Origin of the sequence: Planktothricoides sp. SR001, from assembly GCF_001276715.1 — a bacterium.
Taxonomy (GTDB): domain Bacteria; phylum Cyanobacteriota; class Cyanobacteriia; order Cyanobacteriales; family Laspinemataceae; genus Planktothricoides; species Planktothricoides raciborskii.
The window spans coordinates 15,347-34,735 of the sequence record NZ_LIUQ01000018.1; the positions used below are offsets into that span (position 1 = coordinate 15,347).

General features: G+C 42.2%; 19 protein-coding genes and 1 tRNA gene. 13 read left to right on the plus strand and 7 right to left on the minus strand.

Annotated elements, in window-relative coordinates; all coding sequences use genetic code 11:
* Positions 1–180: 180 nt before the first annotated feature.
* Both AM228_RS12575 and AM228_RS12580 read right to left on the minus strand, forming a co-directional pair.
* Positions 181–1,290 (minus strand): ABC transporter substrate-binding protein, encoded by a 1,110-nt coding sequence (locus AM228_RS12575; protein ID WP_072160755.1) that lies wholly within the window; start codon positions 1,288–1,290, stop codon positions 181–183.
* Positions 1,251–2,762 (minus strand): serine/threonine-protein kinase, encoded by a 1,512-nt coding sequence (locus AM228_RS12580; RefSeq protein ID WP_054466462.1) that lies wholly within the window; start codon positions 2,760–2,762, stop codon positions 1,251–1,253. Before AM228_RS12580 ends, AM228_RS12575 begins: the two co-directional genes overlap by 40 nt.
* Positions 2,763–3,741: 979 nt before the next feature.
* Here AM228_RS12580 and AM228_RS12585 point away from each other — a divergent pair.
* A complete protein-coding gene (locus AM228_RS12585; protein WP_054466463.1) occupies positions 3,742–4,620 on the plus strand; it encodes an Rpn family recombination-promoting nuclease/putative transposase in 879 nt (292 codons plus the stop codon).
* A gap of 118 nt (positions 4,621–4,738) precedes the next feature.
* Complete coding sequence (locus tag AM228_RS12590) at positions 4,739–5,533, plus strand: Rpn family recombination-promoting nuclease/putative transposase (RefSeq protein ID WP_054466464.1); 795 nt, start codon at positions 4,739–4,741, stop codon at positions 5,531–5,533.
* Between the two features lie 141 nt (positions 5,534–5,674).
* On the opposite strand, the gene AM228_RS12595 is transcribed toward AM228_RS12590, so the two are convergent.
* The 3 genes from AM228_RS12595 to AM228_RS32485 all read right to left on the minus strand — a co-directional run bounded on the left by AM228_RS12595 (position 5,675) and on the right by AM228_RS32485 (position 8,317).
* Positions 5,675–6,775: a hypothetical protein gene (locus tag AM228_RS12595; RefSeq protein WP_054466465.1), complete on the minus strand. Its 1,101-nt coding sequence runs from the start codon at positions 6,773–6,775 to the stop codon at positions 5,675–5,677.
* Between the two features lie 299 nt (positions 6,776–7,074).
* Positions 7,075–7,713: a hypothetical protein gene (locus tag AM228_RS12600; RefSeq protein ID WP_156331728.1), complete on the minus strand. Its 639-nt coding sequence runs from the start codon at positions 7,711–7,713 to the stop codon at positions 7,075–7,077.
* Positions 7,714–8,161: 448 nt separating this feature from the next.
* Positions 8,162–8,317 (minus strand): hypothetical protein, encoded by a 156-nt coding sequence (locus AM228_RS32485; RefSeq protein WP_156331729.1) that lies wholly within the window; start codon positions 8,315–8,317, stop codon positions 8,162–8,164.
* 285 nt (positions 8,318–8,602) lie between these two features.
* Here AM228_RS32485 and AM228_RS12610 point away from each other — a divergent pair, with 285 nt between their 5' ends.
* The 4 genes from AM228_RS12610 (at position 8,603) to AM228_RS12625 (ending at position 11,350) form a co-directional block, all read left to right on the plus strand.
* Positions 8,603–9,409, plus strand: a complete 807-nt coding sequence (locus tag AM228_RS12610) for a hypothetical protein (protein ID WP_054466468.1) — start codon at positions 8,603–8,605, stop codon at positions 9,407–9,409.
* On the plus strand, positions 9,388–10,680 hold the full coding sequence (locus AM228_RS12615; RefSeq protein WP_072160756.1) for an NB-ARC domain-containing protein: 1,293 nt from the start codon (positions 9,388–9,390) through the stop codon (positions 10,678–10,680). The genes AM228_RS12610 and AM228_RS12615 overlap by 22 nt, the downstream gene beginning before the upstream one ends.
* A gap of 43 nt (positions 10,681–10,723) precedes the next feature.
* Positions 10,724–10,996 carry a hypothetical protein gene (locus AM228_RS12620; protein WP_054466470.1) on the plus strand — a complete coding sequence of 91 codons (273 nt, stop codon included), beginning with the start codon at positions 10,724–10,726 and terminating at the stop codon, positions 10,994–10,996.
* Positions 10,997–11,083: 87 nt separating this feature from the next.
* On the plus strand, positions 11,084–11,350 hold the full coding sequence (locus AM228_RS12625; RefSeq protein ID WP_054466471.1) for a hypothetical protein: 267 nt from the start codon (positions 11,084–11,086) through the stop codon (positions 11,348–11,350).
* Here the strand turns inward: AM228_RS12625 and AM228_RS12630 are convergent.
* Positions 11,331–11,837, minus strand: coding sequence for a hypothetical protein (locus AM228_RS12630; protein ID WP_054466472.1), 507 nt, complete (start codon positions 11,835–11,837; stop codon positions 11,331–11,333). The two genes, AM228_RS12625 and AM228_RS12630, sit on opposite strands and share 20 nt — an antisense overlap.
* A 265-nt stretch (positions 11,838–12,102) precedes the next feature.
* Between AM228_RS12630 and AM228_RS12635 the strand changes: the two genes are divergently transcribed.
* The 5 genes from AM228_RS12635 to AM228_RS12655 all read left to right on the plus strand — a co-directional run bounded on the left by AM228_RS12635 (position 12,103) and on the right by AM228_RS12655 (position 16,400).
* Entirely contained in the window at positions 12,103–12,513 is a 411-nt protein-coding gene (locus AM228_RS12635; RefSeq protein WP_156331730.1) for a hypothetical protein, read from the plus strand.
* A gap of 6 nt (positions 12,514–12,519) precedes the next feature.
* Entirely contained in the window at positions 12,520–13,383 is an 864-nt protein-coding gene (locus AM228_RS12640) for a DUF1822 family protein (RefSeq protein WP_054466474.1), read from the plus strand.
* A gap of 43 nt (positions 13,384–13,426) precedes the next feature.
* Positions 13,427–15,172, plus strand: coding sequence for a CHAT domain-containing protein (locus tag AM228_RS12645; protein WP_054466475.1), 1,746 nt, complete (start codon positions 13,427–13,429; stop codon positions 15,170–15,172).
* The gene (locus AM228_RS12650) at positions 15,147–15,596 is read left to right on the plus strand and encodes a hypothetical protein (protein WP_156331731.1); all 450 of its coding nucleotides are present in this window, start codon (positions 15,147–15,149) and stop codon (positions 15,594–15,596) included. Before AM228_RS12645 ends, AM228_RS12650 begins: the two co-directional genes overlap by 26 nt.
* Positions 15,597–15,863: 267 nt before the next feature.
* Positions 15,864–16,400: a GNAT family N-acetyltransferase gene (locus AM228_RS12655; RefSeq protein ID WP_054466477.1), complete on the plus strand. Its 537-nt coding sequence runs from the start codon at positions 15,864–15,866 to the stop codon at positions 16,398–16,400.
* A gap of 122 nt (positions 16,401–16,522) precedes the next feature.
* Here the strand turns inward: AM228_RS12655 and AM228_RS12660 are convergent.
* A tRNA-Thr gene (locus AM228_RS12660) sits at positions 16,523–16,595 on the minus strand.
* A gap of 222 nt (positions 16,596–16,817) precedes the next feature.
* Here AM228_RS12660 and AM228_RS12665 point away from each other — a divergent pair.
* On the plus strand, positions 16,818–17,777 hold the full coding sequence (locus AM228_RS12665) for a M48 family metallopeptidase (protein WP_054466478.1): 960 nt from the start codon (positions 16,818–16,820) through the stop codon (positions 17,775–17,777).
* A gap of 13 nt (positions 17,778–17,790) precedes the next feature.
* Positions 17,791–19,146 carry a hypothetical protein gene (locus AM228_RS12670; protein ID WP_054466479.1) on the plus strand — a complete coding sequence of 452 codons (1,356 nt, stop codon included), beginning with the start codon at positions 17,791–17,793 and terminating at the stop codon, positions 19,144–19,146.
* Positions 19,147–19,389 lie beyond the last annotated feature (243 nt).

The following is a 19,389-nucleotide window of genomic DNA, read 5'->3' on the forward strand; positions in this document are numbered from 1 at the left end:
TTGAGCGGAATCGGTCATTTTCCTCGTTCCCAGCTTTCGTAGGTTGGGTTGAAGCATGAAACCCAACCCTGCCACGATTAGCCTTCGTAGGTTGGGTTTCGTTCCTCAACCGAACCTACAATAAAACTACAATAAAACTACAATAAAACTACAATAAAACTACTGCTAGAAACGAGGGCTTTAATAATTGGGAACTTCTGCTTCCTGCGCTGATGCTGATTTAGCTGGAACAAAATCATAGCCTGTTTTAGAAATACTTTCTTCCACCGAAGCTTGCTTCTTAACAGTGACCATATGTAAAGAAGGAGGTGTCACATCATTCTCTTTAAACTTGATTGGTCCAGAAGCTCCCTCGGTGACAAAACTGTCATTACTGAGTTCCTGTTGAATATTTTCACGAGTGGGATTCTCACTTTTTTCCATCGCCGCAATAAATGCTTTACCGGCATCATAAGACATAGCTGTAACCCAGTTAACGCCCCCTCCCCAAAGTGTATCAGCATCCTGAGAAAAACCCCCAGCTTCTGGATTGAATTGCCAGGAAACTGCCAATACCATACCTTCGGTATCGCGTCCATTTTTTAAGGTTTCCAGGCGATATAAAGTGACAATATCTCCTAAAACTTTTAAGTCACCAAATTCGTTAGGATATTCATTTTTTACCCGTAAGAGTTCCCAGGTTTTATTTAAATCTCCGAGGCTGGGTAATAATAGAATTACCTCTGCCCCTTTTTCTTTAGCGGTTTTCAGGCTTTGATAGGCATTAAAACCATCTAGGGATAAATCGAACTCACCAACGACCTCCCCTTTATTAAACAATTCATCCTCAAAAGAAGTTTTCATTTTTTTAATGTAATCCAATTTTCCATTAGAAAAGATCGCTACTTTTTGCCTCTGCCAATTGTTCACCATGTAATGAACTAATTCATTAGACCCTTTTTCAATATTGGCTCGATTGGTTCGGAACAAATAGGGGGTTTTGTCATTGGTGATTTCATCATTCACACTGATTGGGGTAATTAACACTAATTTTTCTCGTTGATAAATCGGCGCCACCGCTTCACTAACCGAACCGATATGGTGTCCCATGATCCCCAGAATGTTAGAATCCTTGACCAGTTTTTCTGCCAGCATTTTGGCTTTATCTTTGTCATCGTAGTCGTTGACGATCGCCAGTTTTAGCGGTACGCCATTAATGCCCCCGTTTTTATTCACTTCTTCTTGGGCTTGGGCAAATCCCCGCAACATTTCTAGCGATCGCCCTGGCTCTTTACCATCTTTAATCGGCACAACAGCAGCCTGTAGGATTTAGCATCACCAATCTTGGCATTATTCAGATAAATGAGAGTTTCCGGGGCATTTTTCTTAATCCCAAGAGCTTGCTGAAAGTTTTCTTTAGCTTTGGCATAGTCTTTAGCCGCCATTGCGTCCACTCCAGCTTTTTTTAATTCCTCGAATTCTTTGTTATCTACGCCTTCGTTGGGGATTAAAATGCGATCGCCCGAACTGATTAATTCATCGTCAGACTGAACCTCCGAGTTAGTCGGAGAATTAGAAACCGCAAGCTTAGAATCTCCTGAAGAACCCATGAGCGATCGCACACCACCGCCCACCAAAGCTAATGCCAAAATTCCGGCAACTGCTAAACCGATCGGCTTGAGGGGCAGTGGTTTTGAAGCATTCTTAGAAGCAGTCTTAGATACTGTAGTTGCTGGTGTGCTTGCTAGTGTGGTTTGTGGTGTGGTTTGTGGTGTGGGTTGTGGTGTAGGTTTTGGTGTAGGCTGTGCTGCGGGTGCCACTTCCGTACCTGCAACAGGTGCGGGTCGATGGGTGGTCACGGGCAACTGAGTAGCAACTGCGGTGGGAACCACGGTGGGCTGATAGTTATTTCCAGGGAGACTCGCGGTTAGAGACTCCAGTGCTTGCAACGCTGCGGTGGCACTTTCGTAGCGATCGCGCCAGTTTTGACGCAACATCTTGGTTAAAAACTCAATTAATCCCGGGCTAACATTGGTTACTTTATCTTGCCATTGAATTTCATCGGTATTTGAATCGCTATAATTCAAGCGCAGATCGAAAGCATTGATTCCCGTTAATGCTTGAATCGCAATCATCCCCAAAGCATAAAGATCGCTATTCAAACGGGGACGCCCTGCCGCTTGTTCTGGGGGGCGATATCCTTCAGTACCAATACAAACCGTCCAACCAAATGCCCCAGAATTTGTCACCATTTGACCGCGCACTTGCTTGACCGCGCCAAAGTCCACCAACACTAATTTATTATCGAGTTTGCGGCGAATAATATTATCCGGTTTAATATCTCGGTGAATCACATTATTGCCGTGGACAAACTCCAAAACCGTTAAAACATCTTTCAGCAAAGCAATTACTTGTTTTTCCGACCAAGGTTGACCTTGAATTAGTTCAGACCCCAAAGTGAGGCCATCAATAAACTCTTGCACCAAGTAGAATTCTTGGTTTTCTTCAAAATAAGCCAGTAACCGGGGAACCTGGTCATGGTTGCCCAGAACTTCCAAAATTTCCGCTTCTTTTTCAAAAAATTTATGCGCCAAGCCCCAACGATTTTCCCGCGAAGCATCGGACAAAGTGGGGTCATCAACTCCCTGGGGGAGAAGTTGTTTAATCACGCATTTCGGCTTACTGGGTTGTTTCATATCTTGGGCAATATAAGTGCGGCCAAAACCACCGGCGCCGAGAATTTGCAAAACTTTATAACGTTGGTCAAGCAGTTGGTCAATCATGTTCGGAATTAGAGTAAAAAATTAAAGATTCAGTAGGGGCGAAGCATTGCGGCAAATATTTCTGGTTAAAAGCCAAAATTTAATCCCGCAATGCTTCGCCCTAACAATTCAGTAGGGGCGAAGCATTGCGGCAAATATTTCTGGTTAAAAGCCAAAATCTAATCCCGAAATGCGCGGGTCTTCCCACCAATGGCTACTTTTGCTTGTGGTACTTTTGGTCGCTGCTTATCATTGGATTTACAGCAACAATAATCTGTATAGATTGTCACCAAACATTAGAGAAACATCCGGGAATATTTCTTGTTGTTTGTCAACTAATCAACCGTGAAACCGAAGATATAAACCTCCGTATAATTACGGATATTGTGAAGATAAGCATTGGGAGATGCTGCCAGTAAGTATTTCAGGGCAAATCCTTTGAGTATGCCACGTTTAAAGTCACTCAGGATTAAAATTTAATTTGATTACCTTCAATGTTAAACAAGTTAAATCTAAGTTGTCAATAGCCATAATCTGCGACATTATTCGACATTATTCGACATTCGACATTATTTTTTAAAAAAATCAACAAATCCGGCAAATTTTTGCCTCACATTTAGCAAAAAAAAAGGCGCAAATTTTTTCCAAATTTACACTTATGATACCTATACACCCTTTGTATGGCAAAGGTTTCAACCAATGCTTTCCCTGACTTATCTCTCAGCAAAAAATTTTTGCGACATATTACCCCATGTCGCAAAATGTCGCAAAATGTCGCAAAATGTCGCAGCTAAAAGTTTTGTAAAGATTTGTTAAAAATGACATTTAAGCACTTTCTGTAACCTCGGTGACTCTGTGGTTCATTTTTGGTTCATTTTTACCACAGAGTCACCGAGAAGGCACAGGAGGTATTTTGCCCCAAGAAAGCTTTCTGGAATAGAAATTACCGCCCGCCGAAACAAATGGTATAATTTAAATCAGGAATTACTCAAATTAATCAATGAGAACTGATACGATATTTTATCAATTATTTCAGACATTTCCTAGTCTGGTATTTGAACTGATTGGGGCTGACCCAAAATCCGCCAGAAACTATGAATTATCCTCTAGGGAAATTAAAGAACTGGCTCGCCGGTTTGATGGCATATTTTTGCCAGCGGCAGATGCGGATTTACCCATTTATTTCGTGGAAGTGCAGTTTCAGGAAAAATCTGACTTTTACTGGCGCTTTTTTACGGAAATATTTGTGTATCTGGGTCAATATCAACCCACTCAAGATTGGTGTGCGATCGCGGTATTTGTCTCTAAGAGAATAGCACCAGAAGTGCCGGTTCAATATCGGGGTTTACTGATGAGTCAGCAATTGAAACTTGTCTATTTGGATGAACTTACCCTGTCAGATTCTCCCTCCCTGGGACTGAGTATTGTGCAGTTGGTGGTGGGAGATAAAGAGACAGCCAAACCCCTGACCGCCCAAGCTATGCAGCAAGCGAACCAACTGAGTGATCCAGGGTTGAAGGCAAAAGTTGTAGAATTAGTAGAAACGGTGTTGATTTATAAATTTACTGAATTAACCAAGGAGGAAATCCAAGCAATGTTTAGCTTAAGTGATTTAAAACAAACAAGAGTTTACCAACAAGGGAAAGAAGAAGGTAAACTGGAAGGTAAACAAGAAGGTAAACTGGAAGGTAAACTGGAAGGTAAACTGGAAGGTAAACTGGAAGGTAAACTGGAAGGTAAACTGGAAGGTAAACTGGAATCGGTGCCTAGTTTATTGGCAGTGGGTTTAAGTGTAGAACAAGTTGCCCAGGCGTTAAATTTGGATATACAATTGGTGCAGCAGGTTGCCTCTAAATCAGCGGAAAATCCTAAATCTTAACCAGTGAGAGAAACAGAAACCGGGTTGCGGCGTTTTGGGTTCTAGCCCGATATATCTATATAAACCCGGTTTCTGTGATTATGGTATAATTTAAATCAGGAATTACTCAAATTAATCAATGAGAACTGATACGATATTTTATCAATTATTTCAGACATTTCCTAGTCTGGTATTTGAACTGATTGGGGCTGACCCAAAATCCGCCAGTAACTATGAATTCTCCTCTAGGGAAATTAAAGAACTGGCTCGCCGGTTTGATGGCATATTTTTGCCAGCGGCAGATGCGGATTTACCCATTTATTTCGTGGAAGTGCAGTTTCAGGAAAAATCCGACTTTTACTGGCGCTTTTTTACGGAAATATTTGTGTATCTGGGTCAATATCAACCCACTCAAGATTGGTGTGCGATCGCGGTATTTGCCTCTCAGAGAATTGCCCCAGAAGTGCCGGTGCAATATCGGGGTTTGCTGATGAGTCAGCAATTGAAACTTGTCTATTTAGATGAACTTACCCTGTCAGAGTCACCCTCCCTGGGACTGAGTATTGTGCAGTTGGTGGTGGGAGATAAAGAGACAGCCAAACCCCTGACCGCCCAAGCTATGCAGCAAGCGAACCAACTGAGTGATGCAGGGTTGAAGGCAAAAGTTGTAGAATTAGTAGAAACGGTGTTGATTTATAAGTTTACTGAATTAACCAAGGAGGAAATCCAAGCAATGTTTAGCTTAAGTGATTTAAAACAAACAAGAGTTTACCAACAAGGGAAAGAAGAAGGTAAAGAAGAGGGTAAACTGGAATCTGTGCCTAGTTTATTGGCAGTGGGTTTAAGTGTAGAACAAGTTGCCCAGGCGTTAAATTTGGATATAAAATTGGTGCAGCAGGTTGCTGATAAATCAGCGGAAAATACTGGATCTTAACCAGTGAGAGAAACAGAAACCGGGTTTCTCCGATAATTTTGGTATCCAGGCCGAGATTTCTATAGAAACCCGGTTTCTGCCCCGGTTTCTGTCTCCCTAAGAAAAGCGATCGCCCCCACAAAAAAGCGATCGCTCCTCCGTTCAATCAATCCAGTCAACATTTACATCAAAGTTAACGTAATAACATCCATCGGGGCAATTACTTCTCAGATTGTGACTCCCCAATCCCCAGTTTCTACTAGCGGAAAAAGTTTCTGTAACTTGTCCTAATGGATCGTCTTCGTCCATCCACCCGCCATCTTCATCCACACCATTGACATAAATACTCAGATTTTCTTCTTTGGATAAAGTTACCTGAAATTGTTTATTAACTGAATAAGTCCTCCCGCTATTGGCATTAGAGTTTCGCCAAGTTTTTGTCTGACCGTTGACCCGAAAAGTGAAATCCACTTCCGCTGACCCAGCCGGATCGGCATCATCCTCAAGATAAACGGATTTGAAATTTACTGTAACTTTTGCTTTGGTGCGTTCTGCACGGGTATGAATTACATGAAGGATATATATTTCCTGATTCTGGCTTTTCAGAATAATGCGATCGATTATTTGGAGTAAATCACCGGAAATTCCATTCTCTCCTAAATTTAGAGACACCTTAAATTGACCCCCAGCTAACCTTTTCTTGATAACTCTAGGAGAACTAGGATTTTCTATCTTAGCTTTTCGGGCTGCTTGTTCATTCAACTCTGCAATAATTTGAAACTCGTTAGGATTCAGGTAATAGCCATATAACTCAACCGATGAAGTTTGGGGTTGGTTTCCTTTTAAGATTATTTGTTTTGGATCATTACAAATCACAGGTAGGGGGGCGGGTATGGTTCGGGGAGATGCTCCAATTTTTTGGGCTAACTCGTTTCTTTTTTTGAGAATTTTTTTCTGAAGTTCATAGCCAACATAGTCATTGACAAAAGTAGCATTACATCGCATTTCTGCTCCCGCAGTATTTATGGTAGTTTCAGCAAAGTTTTCTAATTCATAGCTAATAGTTTCTTTAGTTGAACTTTCCAAGTCTTTAACCACCTGACGCCAATTGGCCGATTCGTTCTCTAAGCGATTAATGGCTCGATCGAACTCAGCTAAGGTATTGTCTACCTTTCCTAAATCAAAGCAAGAAGAGGTAGACAATATGAGGATAGAGGCAATACTAATTTGGTAAAATAGTCTCAAACCTTTAGTTAATTTCATCTTTTGGTTAATTTATGATATTGTGAGTATTGTGAGTTGCGCTCATGGACAATTATAATATAAGAAATCCGAAGATGCGATCGCCCATCATTGGTAGGGTGTGTTAGGCGGCGCGAAAATTTTTTCTAACCACAAATAACCTTCAATTGCGCCGCCGTAACGCACCAAATGAACCCTGGTAAAAAAAGGCGATCGCCCTTTGGATTAATTTAGGTGTGAGGGGCGATCTCTCTTTCGTTATATCCTTATCCGAAGGCAGTGGGTAAGGATAATTGTCACGTTATTACATTTGGTTTTATCTAAAAATTACATCCTGGAAAGCCGGTTTGATAAGCTATAGCAGCCCGAGCGGCAACAGGCAGATAATTGTAGCTGGTACAAGTCTGGCGAATCAATTGCGTGGTTCTTTGAAAAATATCAGGACCTTGACGCTCAGAAAACTCTAGGTGAAGATGACTTATATACTTGGCTATTTCAGGAGAGATGTTCTGATTGCTCAGACCGCTGGCACGTGAAGAACAACTTGGATCCCATTTTCCGCAAGCTGTAGGTATATCCAAGGGTTGTGAGACAAATAATGTATTTCCTCTTCTGTCATATCCAACTACATTAACTGTAGCGCGAACACCTTGTGTTCGCTCCGTAGCAATCGCGGAACCTTGAATCCTCAACGATCCATCGCGATAGAGAGTGGCTTCTACTTCACTATACCCTCCTCCCATATTTTGCCGTTTTGTTTGAACAACTCTCTGACTTGTTTCGGGTCGAATTTGGCCTCGTTGTTTAAGGCGAATATCTAAACCGATATTTTCTGATGTATTGCTATAACTTGACCAAGCATTTTTTGCTTGAATCACTTCGGGAATGCTCCCCAATATGGCCAAGATAGTGACAGTTCCCGCTATTGTACGGTTTATGAATTTTTGCTTGATTTTCACATAAAAAACTCCTTAATTACAGAAATTACAGCACAACGATCGCCCATCGCATTTTTCGACTTAAACTCGTTCCCTGGTTCTGACTTAAAAATACGGAAAAACTGTCTTACAGTAACGAAAAGAATTAACCGAAAAATTGCCAAGGCTGACCTTCAATTCCCTAAATAGATAATTCCCCGGTAAAGCCATGAGTCAAATTTTTGGTAAAGCCCCTTTGCTTGTGTCGTGTTTTAATCGACCGCTGATTAACTTTTTAATTTCTTAACACCGATGTTAACCGATCTAAAAATCAACTGTCAAGACCCATGTATTGCGACATTTTGCGACATTTTTCGACATTTTTCGACATTTTACCAACACTTTAAATAACCATTAAAAATGTCGATGAAAATCATTACTAAATTTATCTAATTTTTGGTGGACAATTGCGGTATAATTATCATCAGCCTTAGCCTAAATCCTTTGTGTAGCCTAGGACTGAAGCGGCGATCGCCTCTTTTGGCCTTGCCGCTCGAAAAATTTGCGACATTTTTCCCATGTCGCAAAATGTCGCTAACGGTAACTTTTGTAAACTTTTGTAAAGTTTATTTTCAGGCAAAAACATTGAATATCTCCGCAAAAATACGGAGATATTTCCGCCCTGGGTTCTGAATGTATTTAACTTGCTAGGGTAGCCCTTAGCAAACCCTTTCATCGCCAACCAAATCCCAGTTGCATAAATATTTTTTAATGTTTAACATTTTTGTAGATTTAAATACAGACAAAGGACTTATGACCAATGACCAAGGACAAAAAATAACCGTCAATGGGTGCATTCTATATTTGTATCTTCGTTGCACCCCCATCAACTGTCAGCTATCAACCGCAAACCGTTTAATTTTTTTGACCCATGAATCAAGAAGAAGTGCAAGAACTTTTCGCCTTTGCCCAACAGTTACTCGAACGAACGACTAATGAAATTTTCTCTGATTTAGAGAAGATCACCCTCCAAGGCATCATCAGCGATCGCAGTTATGAACAAATAACTAGCGATAAATCCATCAAATTCACCCCCGATTATCTCAGGCAAACAATTTCTCCCAAATTGCGGAGAAAATTAACTGCTGCTTTGAAAAAAGTGGGGGTCGTGGATGCAAATACGAAAACCATTCTAAAAAAAGAAATACTACCAAAACTGCGACAAGCTTTGCTCAGAGAATATCCTGGGGAATTTACCTCGGATGGATACTCCCAACCCGACGACAGAGGAAACCCAGGGAAGGGAAACCAACCCATGACTACAGGATTCACCCAACCCCTATTACCCCAACTCCTATTATTAAGAGGGGGACAAAGGGCGATGGGAAATTTTTTCCCTCCACAACGGATTTACCAAAACCTCCCCACCCGCGATCACACTACTTTTATCGGTCACGAAAAACAATTGAATCGCTTGCTGAAACTCTTATCTTGGGATAGTCGCATCCATCGCATTAGCGTTGAAGGAATTGGTGGGGCAGGCAAAACTACGTTAATTGTGGAAGCGGCTTATGCTTTTTTAGAGTCAGCAGAATCGCCGAATTTTGACGCGATGATTTTTACTTCGGCGAAACCCCACCGACTCACGAGTACGGGTATTTTACCTCGGTTAAAAAAAGAGAATAGTCAGAAATTTTCCGCACGATCGCCCGTACTTTGCAACGTCACGATCTACTGATGGGAGATAGCGATCGCCAACTGGAGGAAATTCTGGATTGCTTATCTTATCAACGCACTTTATTAATGATCGATAATCTGGAAACAGCGGCAGATTTAAATGATGTGCGTTCTTTTTTACTTGAAGCGCCCCCTACGGTAAAAGTATTGATTACTAGCCGTCAACAAGCTTTATTAGATGTTTCGATTCGCCTAGAATGTTTTAATAAAAAAGATAGCCTGCATTTAATCAACCATCACGCCCAGGAAAAAGATATCCCGGTTACGCCTAAACAAGCGGAGGTCATTTATACCACTACCGGGGGAATTCCGGCGGCAATTGTTTATACTATTGGTCAACTGAGTGCCGGTTATCATTTCACTGAAGCGATCGCCAATTTGAATCACTCCGACGGAGAAATTGCCCGCTATTGTTTCCAGGGTTCGGTGATTCCTTTGCGGGAAAAACCGCCCCATTTTCTGCTCATGGCTTTGGCTATTTTTCCCAATCCTGCTTTACCAGAAGCTGTCAGCGCAGTAGGGAATGTTCCCGACCTGAATCATTTTGCCCCGTTGCAACAGTTATCTCTGGTGAAACTGCATCAAGGACGCTATCAAATGTTGCCCTTGACGCGGGGTTATGTATTAACTGAACTCCAAAGTTATCCCAACTTCGAGAAACTTGCCCGCGATCGCTGGGTGAAATGGTATTTAAACTATTGCCAAAAGTATGGCAAAACCGATGCACAAGAATGGAGTGAATTTACAGAATTAGACCAAGAATGGGAAAATCTAAGTGAAGCGATCGAATGGACAATTATGGCAAATCGCTATGAAGATTTTGGTCAATTTTGGCAATACCTTAAAGGCTATACCCATTTTGCTGGATATTGGTCGGAACGGTTGCGCTGGATGGATTGGTGGCGAGAAACAGCGGAAAACCGAGCCGATTGGCTGACGGTGGTAGAGGCGATCGGGGATAAAAGTCGCACCCTAATTTTACTAGATCAACCGGAAGATCGACAAGAAGCAACCCAACTGTTAAACCAGGCTTGGCAACTATGTCAAACTTATCAACTAACCATTAGCATCAATTTAGCCTTAGACATGGCAGTGCTCCAGGTTCATCAACAAAATGAAAGCGCTGCTAATCAATGGTTTAGTGAAGTGACTAAATTGTACCAAAATCTGCCCCCTAATCACCCCAGACATCCCCGAATTCCCATTCAAATTCTTTACTATCGCGGGGAACTGCATTTTAAAAAAGCCGAGTTTATTCCAGCGCAAATATGAAAAAGCCGCAGAAGAAGCTAGGAAAACTGGTTGGCATCGAGCGATGATTTTTTGCCAAATTTGGTTAGCTTTGGTTGCCATTAGCCTGAATTTACTTCCAAAAGCTGAGGTTTTGTTAAAAGAGGCTTTACCAGAGGTGGAAAAGAATGGCGATCGCCGTTGTTTGGCTTTTTGTAAGCGGGCATTTGCCTTATTGAAAAAAGCCCAAAAAAATTGGCAAGAAGCAAAATATTGGGCTGCTTTAGCTAGGGAAGATTTTCGCCATTTATTGATGCGGCGAGAAGTGGCAGAAATGGATGAGTTTTTGTCATTTTAGAGTGGTTGTTGGGTAGGGATTCTTTGGGTAGGGATTCTTTGGGTAGGGATTCTTTGGGTAGGGATTCTTTGGGTAGGGATTCTTTGGGTGTTGGCAACGGATGGGTTGATTGATGGGGTAATTAATTTGGCAGCGGATGGGTTGATTTATGGGGTAATTAATTTGGCAACGGATGATCAAGAGGGAAAAAACGGTGATGAGTTTTACCAATGTAGGGGGGCGAAGCATTCGCGCCTACATCCTGTGGATAAATCGTTAAAATTCATGCGCGAATGCTTCGCCCAAAGGACACGGCATTGCCGTGTCCTTACTCTGGCATATTTATGTCAACAAATTACCCAAAAAAGTCGCTAATTTCTACTTTAATATCTACTGATGGTCGCATGGCATTGGTATGTTCTACTAACACGCAAACTCCCGGTTTTTTAGCATCATTGCTAGAGTCTTCTGAGTTGCTGGAGTCGGCTTCAGCGAGGTTGATGCCAAAGTGTTTTTCAAATAATGCTTCTGTTTGGGCAAATGCAGCATTGAGTTGTTGTCGATCGCCCTCATCGCGAATGCCAAAATAAGGAAAATGATGGATAAACCGACCAAATAACATTTGACAATCTTGGGCATATTTGCTGGTATCTAAAATATGTTGATGCCAAACGTGATCGATTTCTCGGTTCGGGGCGATCGCTACATTAGGATAAAGATAAATTAAACCCAGAAACATCAAATAACGGCTTAAAGCGCGATTCACTTGCTGATAAGTTAATCCTTCCCCAGTTTCTGGGTGCATCAATTTATATGCGATCGGACCTAGGTCTAGTTGTTTAACTTTGTTAAAAAATGACATAACAATGATGCCTACTGCCTAAAAAACGCTAATAAAAAGCATCAATTGGGAGGCAAAAACAAGTCAATACTCCCAGAATCGTGATGAAAATTGCTGATAAAGCCTTATAATTTAAGGGTTCCGTCTCTGGGATGCCGGAAATTCATATGGGATCTCCCAGATGATTAGACCTGTTGGGATCATCCCCTGCATTGTAAATATATCTGTAGGGGCGAAGCATGACCGCAGAAGTTAGATGGATTAAAAGCCAGAATTTTTTACAGTGATGCTTCCTTCGCCCATGATTGACCTGTTGATTTACCTGTGGTTATATTTGGAGGTGAGAATGCCGCAAAGAAAAAACTTGACTTGGGGAAAAATTCCCAGGGAACGGGTGAGTAGGTTTTTGCAAGTTTTGCTGGATAGCCGCAATTATTCCCCGGAACTTCTCCAGGTAGAATGGCAAGTAGGTCAGCGCGATCGCTATCGGTTATTGGTTCATTACACTACTAAAGCAAATATAGTTAAGTTAATGACAAAAATGCCCTACCCTAGTGAGAAAAAGAAAGCAGAAATTCAAGATGCGATCGCCCATTTAGAGGAATTGCAAATATTAACCGACCTGCGCCAGGTGAAAACAGGGGCAAAAGCCGAAAAATTATCATTGTATTTAGATTTAACCAGCCAAAATTTATAAAAAATTATGAATTTTATTTTAGAAAAACAGTGGTTTAAAAAGTCATTATATTCCAGCGATCGCCCAAATCATCGAGGGGATGAAGAGACTATCCCAGAGAACCGGGATGCGGCGATTGCCTCAGCAAATTATGACTATCAATTAACCGCTGAAATAGAACAGCAGGGAAATCATAAAATTGTTCGCTGGCAAATCAAGCTTTATGGTAATTTAGCCGAATTAACCCCAGAATCACTCAAAAAAATTCAAACTGTAGTTCGTGAAATTGCTGGGGACGACGCTCAAAATATAATGAATATAACCGCAGGATCGATTATCATCGAATTTGCTGGCAGTGAAGCAGGATTTAAACGCATTCAATCTCTATTTAATCGGGGTGAGTTAACCGAAATTGCCGGGCTACCAGTAGAAGCAGTGGCAGCGATCGCGCCGATGGAAGATTCGGTAAATTTAAGCCAATGGCGGCCCGATATTTTTTCCGCTGGTTGGCAGGCGATCGCCTCATTATTAAGTTCCACTCAAATGCAGTTAGCCTTTGGTTGGCGATCGGCTTGGCAGGCAGAAATTATCGGGGGACAGCGGATTAATATCGCCGGAATTTCCCTAGTATTAGTCATAGCTTTAGCCCAGGAAACTGAGGCAAAAGCTCGGATTTGCGTGCAAGTCCACCCTACCCCAGCCTCCAACCATTTGCCCGCAAATTTAGAATTAACTCTCCTCGATCTAGAAAGAAACCCGATTTTGACCACCGCGATCGCCAATGCCACCAGCGGTTTTTTACAATTAGACTTTAGAGGCGACCAGGGGGAACCGTTTACAGTGAAAATTTCTTTAGACAATGATATAATTAACCAAAATTTTACGATCTAATTTTGATCTAAATAATTCACAAATTCACAGGTCTGAAAAACTGATGGCCAAGTTAGTCATACTAATTTTGCAAGAGGGCAATTTTGAGCAAGGATTTCGGGCTTTGTTGCAAATTCGGGGTGATGACCCGCCAACGGAAACCGAGATCCAAATTCCGGGCATCCTTCCACCAGCCCCAGACATCCCGGAATTACTCAATCGATGGCGGTCTAACTTTCAATCCGTAAAAACATCGAGACTGGAAGCGATTTCTAGTCAAGTAGTGTCCCCAAATCCGCAAGTTGCCCAAGAATTAACCGATCGCTTGAATGAATGGCTAAATTATGGGGATAAGCAATGGCGCGACATTCGGGATTTATTGCTGCAAAATACCCAAGAAAAAACTCGGATTTTGCTAGAAACGGAGGATATTGATTTACGGCGAATTCCTTGGCATACTTGGGATATATTTGCCAGGGGAAATTATAAGAAAACAGATATTGCCTTAAGTCCCCGCAGCTATCAGCGACCGAATCGGGATATTTTCCCCAGTAAAACTGTGAAAATTCTGGCAGTTTTTGGTGATGCTACCCATCTGCAACTAGACATCGATCGACAAGTTTTAGAAGCGTTGCGCGATCGCCAAGGGGAAATTACCATTCTGCAACAACCCACCCCAGAACAACTCCGGCAACTCTTGCGCCAAGAATTCTGGCATATATTCTTTTTTGCCGGTCATTCCCAAAGTGATGAACATGGGAAAATTGGCCGATTTAAACTTAATAAAACCGACTGGATGGCGATCGCCGATTTAAAAAATGCCTTAGATATTGCCATTAACGAAAACGGGCTACAACTGGCAATTTTCAACTCTTGTGATGGCTTGGGATTAGCCAATCAACTCACCCAATTGCACTTACCCCAAAGCATTGTCATGCGCGAACCAGTCCCGGACGAAGTAGCCACCAAGTTTTTGCAAGAATTTCTCTGGTCTTTTGCCAATGATGAATCATTTTATGCCTCAGTCCGTTATGCAAGGGGAGTATTAGAAGATGCCTTTCATCAGCAATATCCTGGGGTGAGTTGGTTGCCAGTCATTTTTCAAAATCCCGCTGGGTTTTCTCCCACTTGGCAGGAATGGTTAAACTCCGGTATTTCCTTAGATTTATCACCCACAATTTCCCCAGAAGTTGCGGTCAATTACCTCAGGGATTATTACCAGAATAATCTGCCCCTTGATTGGGACACGATCGCGCCCAAACTTGCCATTAAACTCGGTATTTATTTATCCATAATCAGTACCTTATCTCTTTTAGCCAGTTACGTTTTAGTCAAAAGTGAACCTTGGTTAGCATCCTTTGGCAAACAAAGTTGGATTGTGGAACTGGCTCAAAGTATGATATTAATTGTCGGCATTATTTATCTGGTAGCTAGTAAGTTTTCTCAAGAAACAAGAGAGTTTTTTGCCTTTCGCCGCCCCCTGAAAGACCCCATAGGAATTTTTAGTTTATTCCGGGTATTTATTGGCCTATTTTCATTGGCGATCGCTGGTTTATTATTGGATCACCATCTCTGGACTGGGCCAAATGCCCTTAAGGACAAATATCAGGTGGTTTTTTCAACCGCAGATAATTTTTTTACCTATCATATCCCTTACTTATTATATTTGCCTTATTCAACAATTAACTTTGGGTTAGCGGTCTGGGTATTTGCGGGCGCTGGTTATGCCGCAATTAAGGATTTGCTGCAACTGCGATCGCAAAGCCTAAATATTAAACATCAAATTGAATCCATCGGTGAAAGCCCATAAAGATGCGGTAATCCGCGAACATCTCATTGACATTTTTCAAAAATATTGCTACGATCTAATTAACTTAATCAAACGTTATACGTCCTTATTCTCTGGGTTAGCTATTGTCGTTTTGTTTCACATCAGTATCAATAAATTTTATGCCCATAAAAATGTCTTATCTGAAGCAGCCCAAGCCTGGTTTTGGATTGGGGTGATTGTGGTGGCGATCGTCTTACTGATTATCTTTTGGGGATTTTACCATTATGAAACAGTTTTCCAAGAAACCTCTCATGGTTTGTCAAAATTTAAAGTCAGTTATCAAGAGTTTGAAAACCAACATAATTCCTGGAATGTCTTAAAAAGAATTTGCCAAGCAAATCTTAGCATTTATCTAGGGTTATTCATGTTTTTTTTCTCTAATTTTTTTATTATTGCCCATTAACAAATAATTAATAATTTAAATTATTAATTATTTGTATTCGCCCTTTCCTTATAAAAGAAAATTGTAGGTTTGGTTGAGGAACGAAACCCAACTTACGAATACCCACTGGGCGAAGCATTCCGGCAGTTAATTCATTGTTTTAACCAATAGCTATTTGCCGAAATCCTTCGCCCCTACTAAAATTGTAGGTTGGCTTTTTGTAACGAAACCCAACCTAAGAATACCCACTGTAATGTAAAATAATATAAAATAATTAAAAATAAACCAATGGTAAAAATTATCCAACGAAATGTCACCCCTGATGAAGCGAATTTACTGGTCAAAGAAATCCAGGGAACTCCTTATATTGTTGGTTATACATTCTCAGAATGGATGCAAGCGGAAAATATCCGCATTGCGGAAGATGACAATGGGCATCTCATGGGAGTTAGTTTAAATAGTGACTTTGCTCAAAATTGGACAAAAATCGCTGTTTTATATGTCCGGGAAGCGTATCGCGGTCAAGGAATTGGCAAACGCTTATTTTATGCTGCCTGTGAAGAGGCGATCGCCCGCAACAGAAATATTTACACCATTAGTGCCAAACCGATTGTGATTCTTATGATTAATGATTTGGGTTTTGCCACTTTTCCCGGTTTATTCTCATTTCCAGAAAGCCTGCAAAACCACCGCAGCATTATTTACGGGCATACCCTAAAATGGTTGGCTAATTTCTATAGAATTAAGGAAATAATTAGAAAGCATTATGTTTACAAATTGAAAGAAAACTTTGTTTATGCCATTCGCTTAAAATCTCCTGGTTGAAACCAAGTAACCGCTGTAAGAAAGAAAACCGCTATCCCACTTAAGCCCAAAAAAGCACTAAAAAACTACTCTGACCAATTTGGAGAGTGGCTAAAACCTTCACCGTATCAGGGTTTTACCTAAGCCGATGACGGGAGTCGAACCCGTGGCCATTCGATTACGAATCGAATGCTCTGGCCTCTGAGCTACACCGGCAATGAACACATACACTGATTATAGCAGAGGTGCTGAAATTTGCATAGAGGTGAAGCAGAAGAATTATCGGCAACCGAGTTAAGTCATTCCGGGTCATTCCGGGTCTGTCAGGGGTGACTGTCAGGGGTGACTGTCAGGGGTGCCAATTTCCGCAGCTTTTGTCAATAATATAGACTGAAGTTGATTTTGCCAAACCATTAAGGATTCTGAAGGATTGTCATTATGCCTACTTATACTGGAATTTCGAGTGAAGCGTTTCGCCATCCCCTCGATCGCGAAGCGGAGGAAGCTTTACGCAGTCTGCCCGGATTTGAACTCCTAGCCAGCAAATTTGTGGAATTTATCTATGAACGGCCTCAATTTGTCTATCACATGGGCAATAGTATCCAAGTTGGGCCGCGTCAGTATCCCACCTTGTACGGAATTTTTCGGGAATGTGTCAGGGATTTAGATGTTTACCCAGAACCGACTCTGTTTGTCAGCCAAAATCCGGTGGTGAATGCCTATTCCTTGGGCAAAGAACATCCGTATATTGTGATCAATACGGGGCTGTTAGATATTCTCAATGAAACAGAAATTCGCTCGGTAATTGCCCATGAACTCGGCCATATTAAATGCGAGCATACTATTTTAATTCAAATGGCAATTTGGGCGATTAACTTTGCTTCAACCCTAGGAGAAATGACGATGGGCTTAGGCAATTTAATCGGCAGCGGCTTGATTTTCGCGTTTTATGAATGGCGACGCAAAGCCGAATTATCGGCAGATCGCGCTTCCCTGTTGGTCATGGATGATTTAAATCCAGTAATGTATAGCATGATGAAAATTGCCGGGGGAAGTCACCAGTTTAGCCATGAATGTCACTTAGATGAATTTATTAAACAGTCGGAAAATTATCAGGAACTTGACGATGATAATCTGAATCAGTTGTATAAGTTTTTGCTGTACAACGGGGCACAAGGTATGATGTTAAGTCATCCGTTTCCCGTGGAACGCCTTAGCTATTTGCGAGAGTGGGCAGTTTCACGAGAATATCAACAAATTAGAGCCGGGAATTATGCTCGGGCAGGAGCACAAGGGTCGGTGCCAGTGCGTTCTGAATCTTCATCGGATGAAGCGGAAAGGTTGCGGCGGCAAATTGAGGAGTTGCAACAGCAAATCGATCGGATTAAGTCCAAGTAATTCAAATTGGTTTATGTCTAAATACGGCTACCTCTATCGATTGGTAGGGGCGATCGCCATTTCCTCTGCTACTTTATCCCTGACTCTGGCGACGGTGATGCGATTGCCCATTGCCGCGCGATCGGCCAAACCACTCAACCTGTTGACTGTCTCCAGACCGGCAGATCCGTTTCGAGAAGCGATCGGCCAAGCAACCAGGGCGGCAACTCTGGCTCAAAACGCCTTCAGTCCCACAGACTGGAACCAAGTAGCAATGGCTTGGATCGAGGCAGTGGCTTGGATGCAAAGCGTTCCACCCAATAGTCCTAAACGGGTATTTGCCGAGAAAAAAGTCGTGGAATATTTAGAAAATTTCACCCAAGCACAACGAAGGGCGGCGGGAAATTTTGGCTTATCTTATCCCACCCTTGGCAGCGAAATCCTCGATAGACAATTGGAACTGTACTTGTCTTATATTGCTGCCGTGGGTATTCCCGATGTGGCGATAATTGGCAGTTCTCGGGCTTTGCAAGGGATCGATCCAAGTGTCTTACAGCAAGCCTTAGCTGCCCGGGGCTATCCGGGGTTAAGAATTTTTAACTTTAGTGTCAATGGTGCAACGGCTCAAGTGGTCAATTTTATGTTGAGCAAATTGTTAACCCCCAACCAACTCCCCCGAATGATTATCTGGGCAGATGGCTTGCGAGCATTTAATAATGGTCGATTTGATCGCACCTACAACGAGATTCTCAATTCTCCGGGCTATCAACTCTTAATGTCCGGCACTCGCCCGACTCTGGGGTCGCAACTGCCCGCTACCGCTATCAGCGAAGAGACTTTTCACGCCAAACAGCTTTATAGTTATCAGCCGGTAGTCCATCATGAAACCTGGGATGACCCAGGGGTAATGATGCCAGGAATTTTGGCTCAAGGGGGTTCAGGCAGTTCTTTGTTTGAGGCCATTGATGCCAATGGTTTTAGAGCCGTCTCTACTGGATTTAATCCGTCGGTTTATTATCGACAAAATCCGCGAGTATCGGGAAATTATGATGGGGACTATGCCCGGTTTCAACTCGGAGGGAGTCAAGATGCGGCATTGCGATCGGTGGTAGCCCTAACCAAAGCCCGGAGAATTCCCTTGTTGGTGGTCAACTTGCCCGTCACCAATGACTACTTGGACAGTAGCCGCAGTTATCGCCAACAACAATTTCGTCAATATATGCAGAATCAGGCGCGATCGCTCGGCTTTGTCTGGCGGGACTATTCCCAGGGAAATCTCAGCCGCAATGAATACTTTGAAGACCCCAGTCATCTCAACCGCTTTGGCGCAGCGGCAGTGGCGCGGCAACTAGCAGCGGATCAAGCTCTGCGCTGGCCGAGAAGACAGTAGCCATTTATCCCCCATCGAGTCATAGACAGTGGCAAAGCCAGTGAGGAATGATTGTTAAAAGTTTGTTTCAACGACAACCGATGTGCCATGATTCGCCATAAAGTAAATTAAATAAGGGTCATCTTTTATGAGTGGTGGTTGTCTCAAATGAGGAAGAATCATCCCATTGATTCAGTAAACGGCGGTAAAATGTCGTGGACAATTCCCGGATTGACAGCCCATAGCCCAGTTTCTTGAGCCTTT

Bases quoted from the DNA above. Each gene is read 5' to 3' on its own strand.
- AM228_RS12655 (WP_054466477.1), top strand. From the start codon at position 15,864: ATGGTAAAAATTATCCAACGAAATGTCACCCCTGATGAAGCGAATTTA.
- AM228_RS32485 (WP_156331729.1), bottom strand. From the start codon at position 8,317: ATGTTTTTGCCTGAAAATAAACTTTACAAAAGTTTACAAAAGTTACCG.
- AM228_RS12610 (WP_054466468.1), top strand. From the start codon at position 8,603: ATGAATCAAGAAGAAGTGCAAGAACTTTTCGCCTTTGCCCAACAGTTA.
- AM228_RS12665 (WP_054466478.1), top strand. From the start codon at position 16,818: ATGCCTACTTATACTGGAATTTCGAGTGAAGCGTTTCGCCATCCCCTC.
- AM228_RS12620 (WP_054466470.1), top strand. From the start codon at position 10,724: ATGATTTTTTGCCAAATTTGGTTAGCTTTGGTTGCCATTAGCCTGAAT.
- AM228_RS12595 (WP_054466465.1), bottom strand. From the start codon at position 6,775: ATGAAATTAACTAAAGGTTTGAGACTATTTTACCAAATTAGTATTGCC.
- AM228_RS12645 (WP_054466475.1), top strand. From the start codon at position 13,427: ATGGCCAAGTTAGTCATACTAATTTTGCAAGAGGGCAATTTTGAGCAA.
- AM228_RS12590 (WP_054466464.1), top strand. From the start codon at position 4,739: ATGAGAACTGATACGATATTTTATCAATTATTTCAGACATTTCCTAGT.
- AM228_RS12580 (WP_054466462.1), bottom strand. From the start codon at position 2,762: ATGATTGACCAACTGCTTGACCAACGTTATAAAGTTTTGCAAATTCTC.
- AM228_RS12630 (WP_054466472.1), bottom strand. From the start codon at position 11,837: ATGTCATTTTTTAACAAAGTTAAACAACTAGACCTAGGTCCGATCGCA.
- AM228_RS12585 (WP_054466463.1), top strand. From the start codon at position 3,742: ATGAGAACTGATACGATATTTTATCAATTATTTCAGACATTTCCTAGT.
- AM228_RS12640 (WP_054466474.1), top strand. From the start codon at position 12,520: ATGAATTTTATTTTAGAAAAACAGTGGTTTAAAAAGTCATTATATTCC.
- AM228_RS12670 (WP_054466479.1), top strand. From the start codon at position 17,791: ATGTCTAAATACGGCTACCTCTATCGATTGGTAGGGGCGATCGCCATT.
- AM228_RS12635 (WP_156331730.1), top strand. From the start codon at position 12,103: ATGCTTCCTTCGCCCATGATTGACCTGTTGATTTACCTGTGGTTATAT.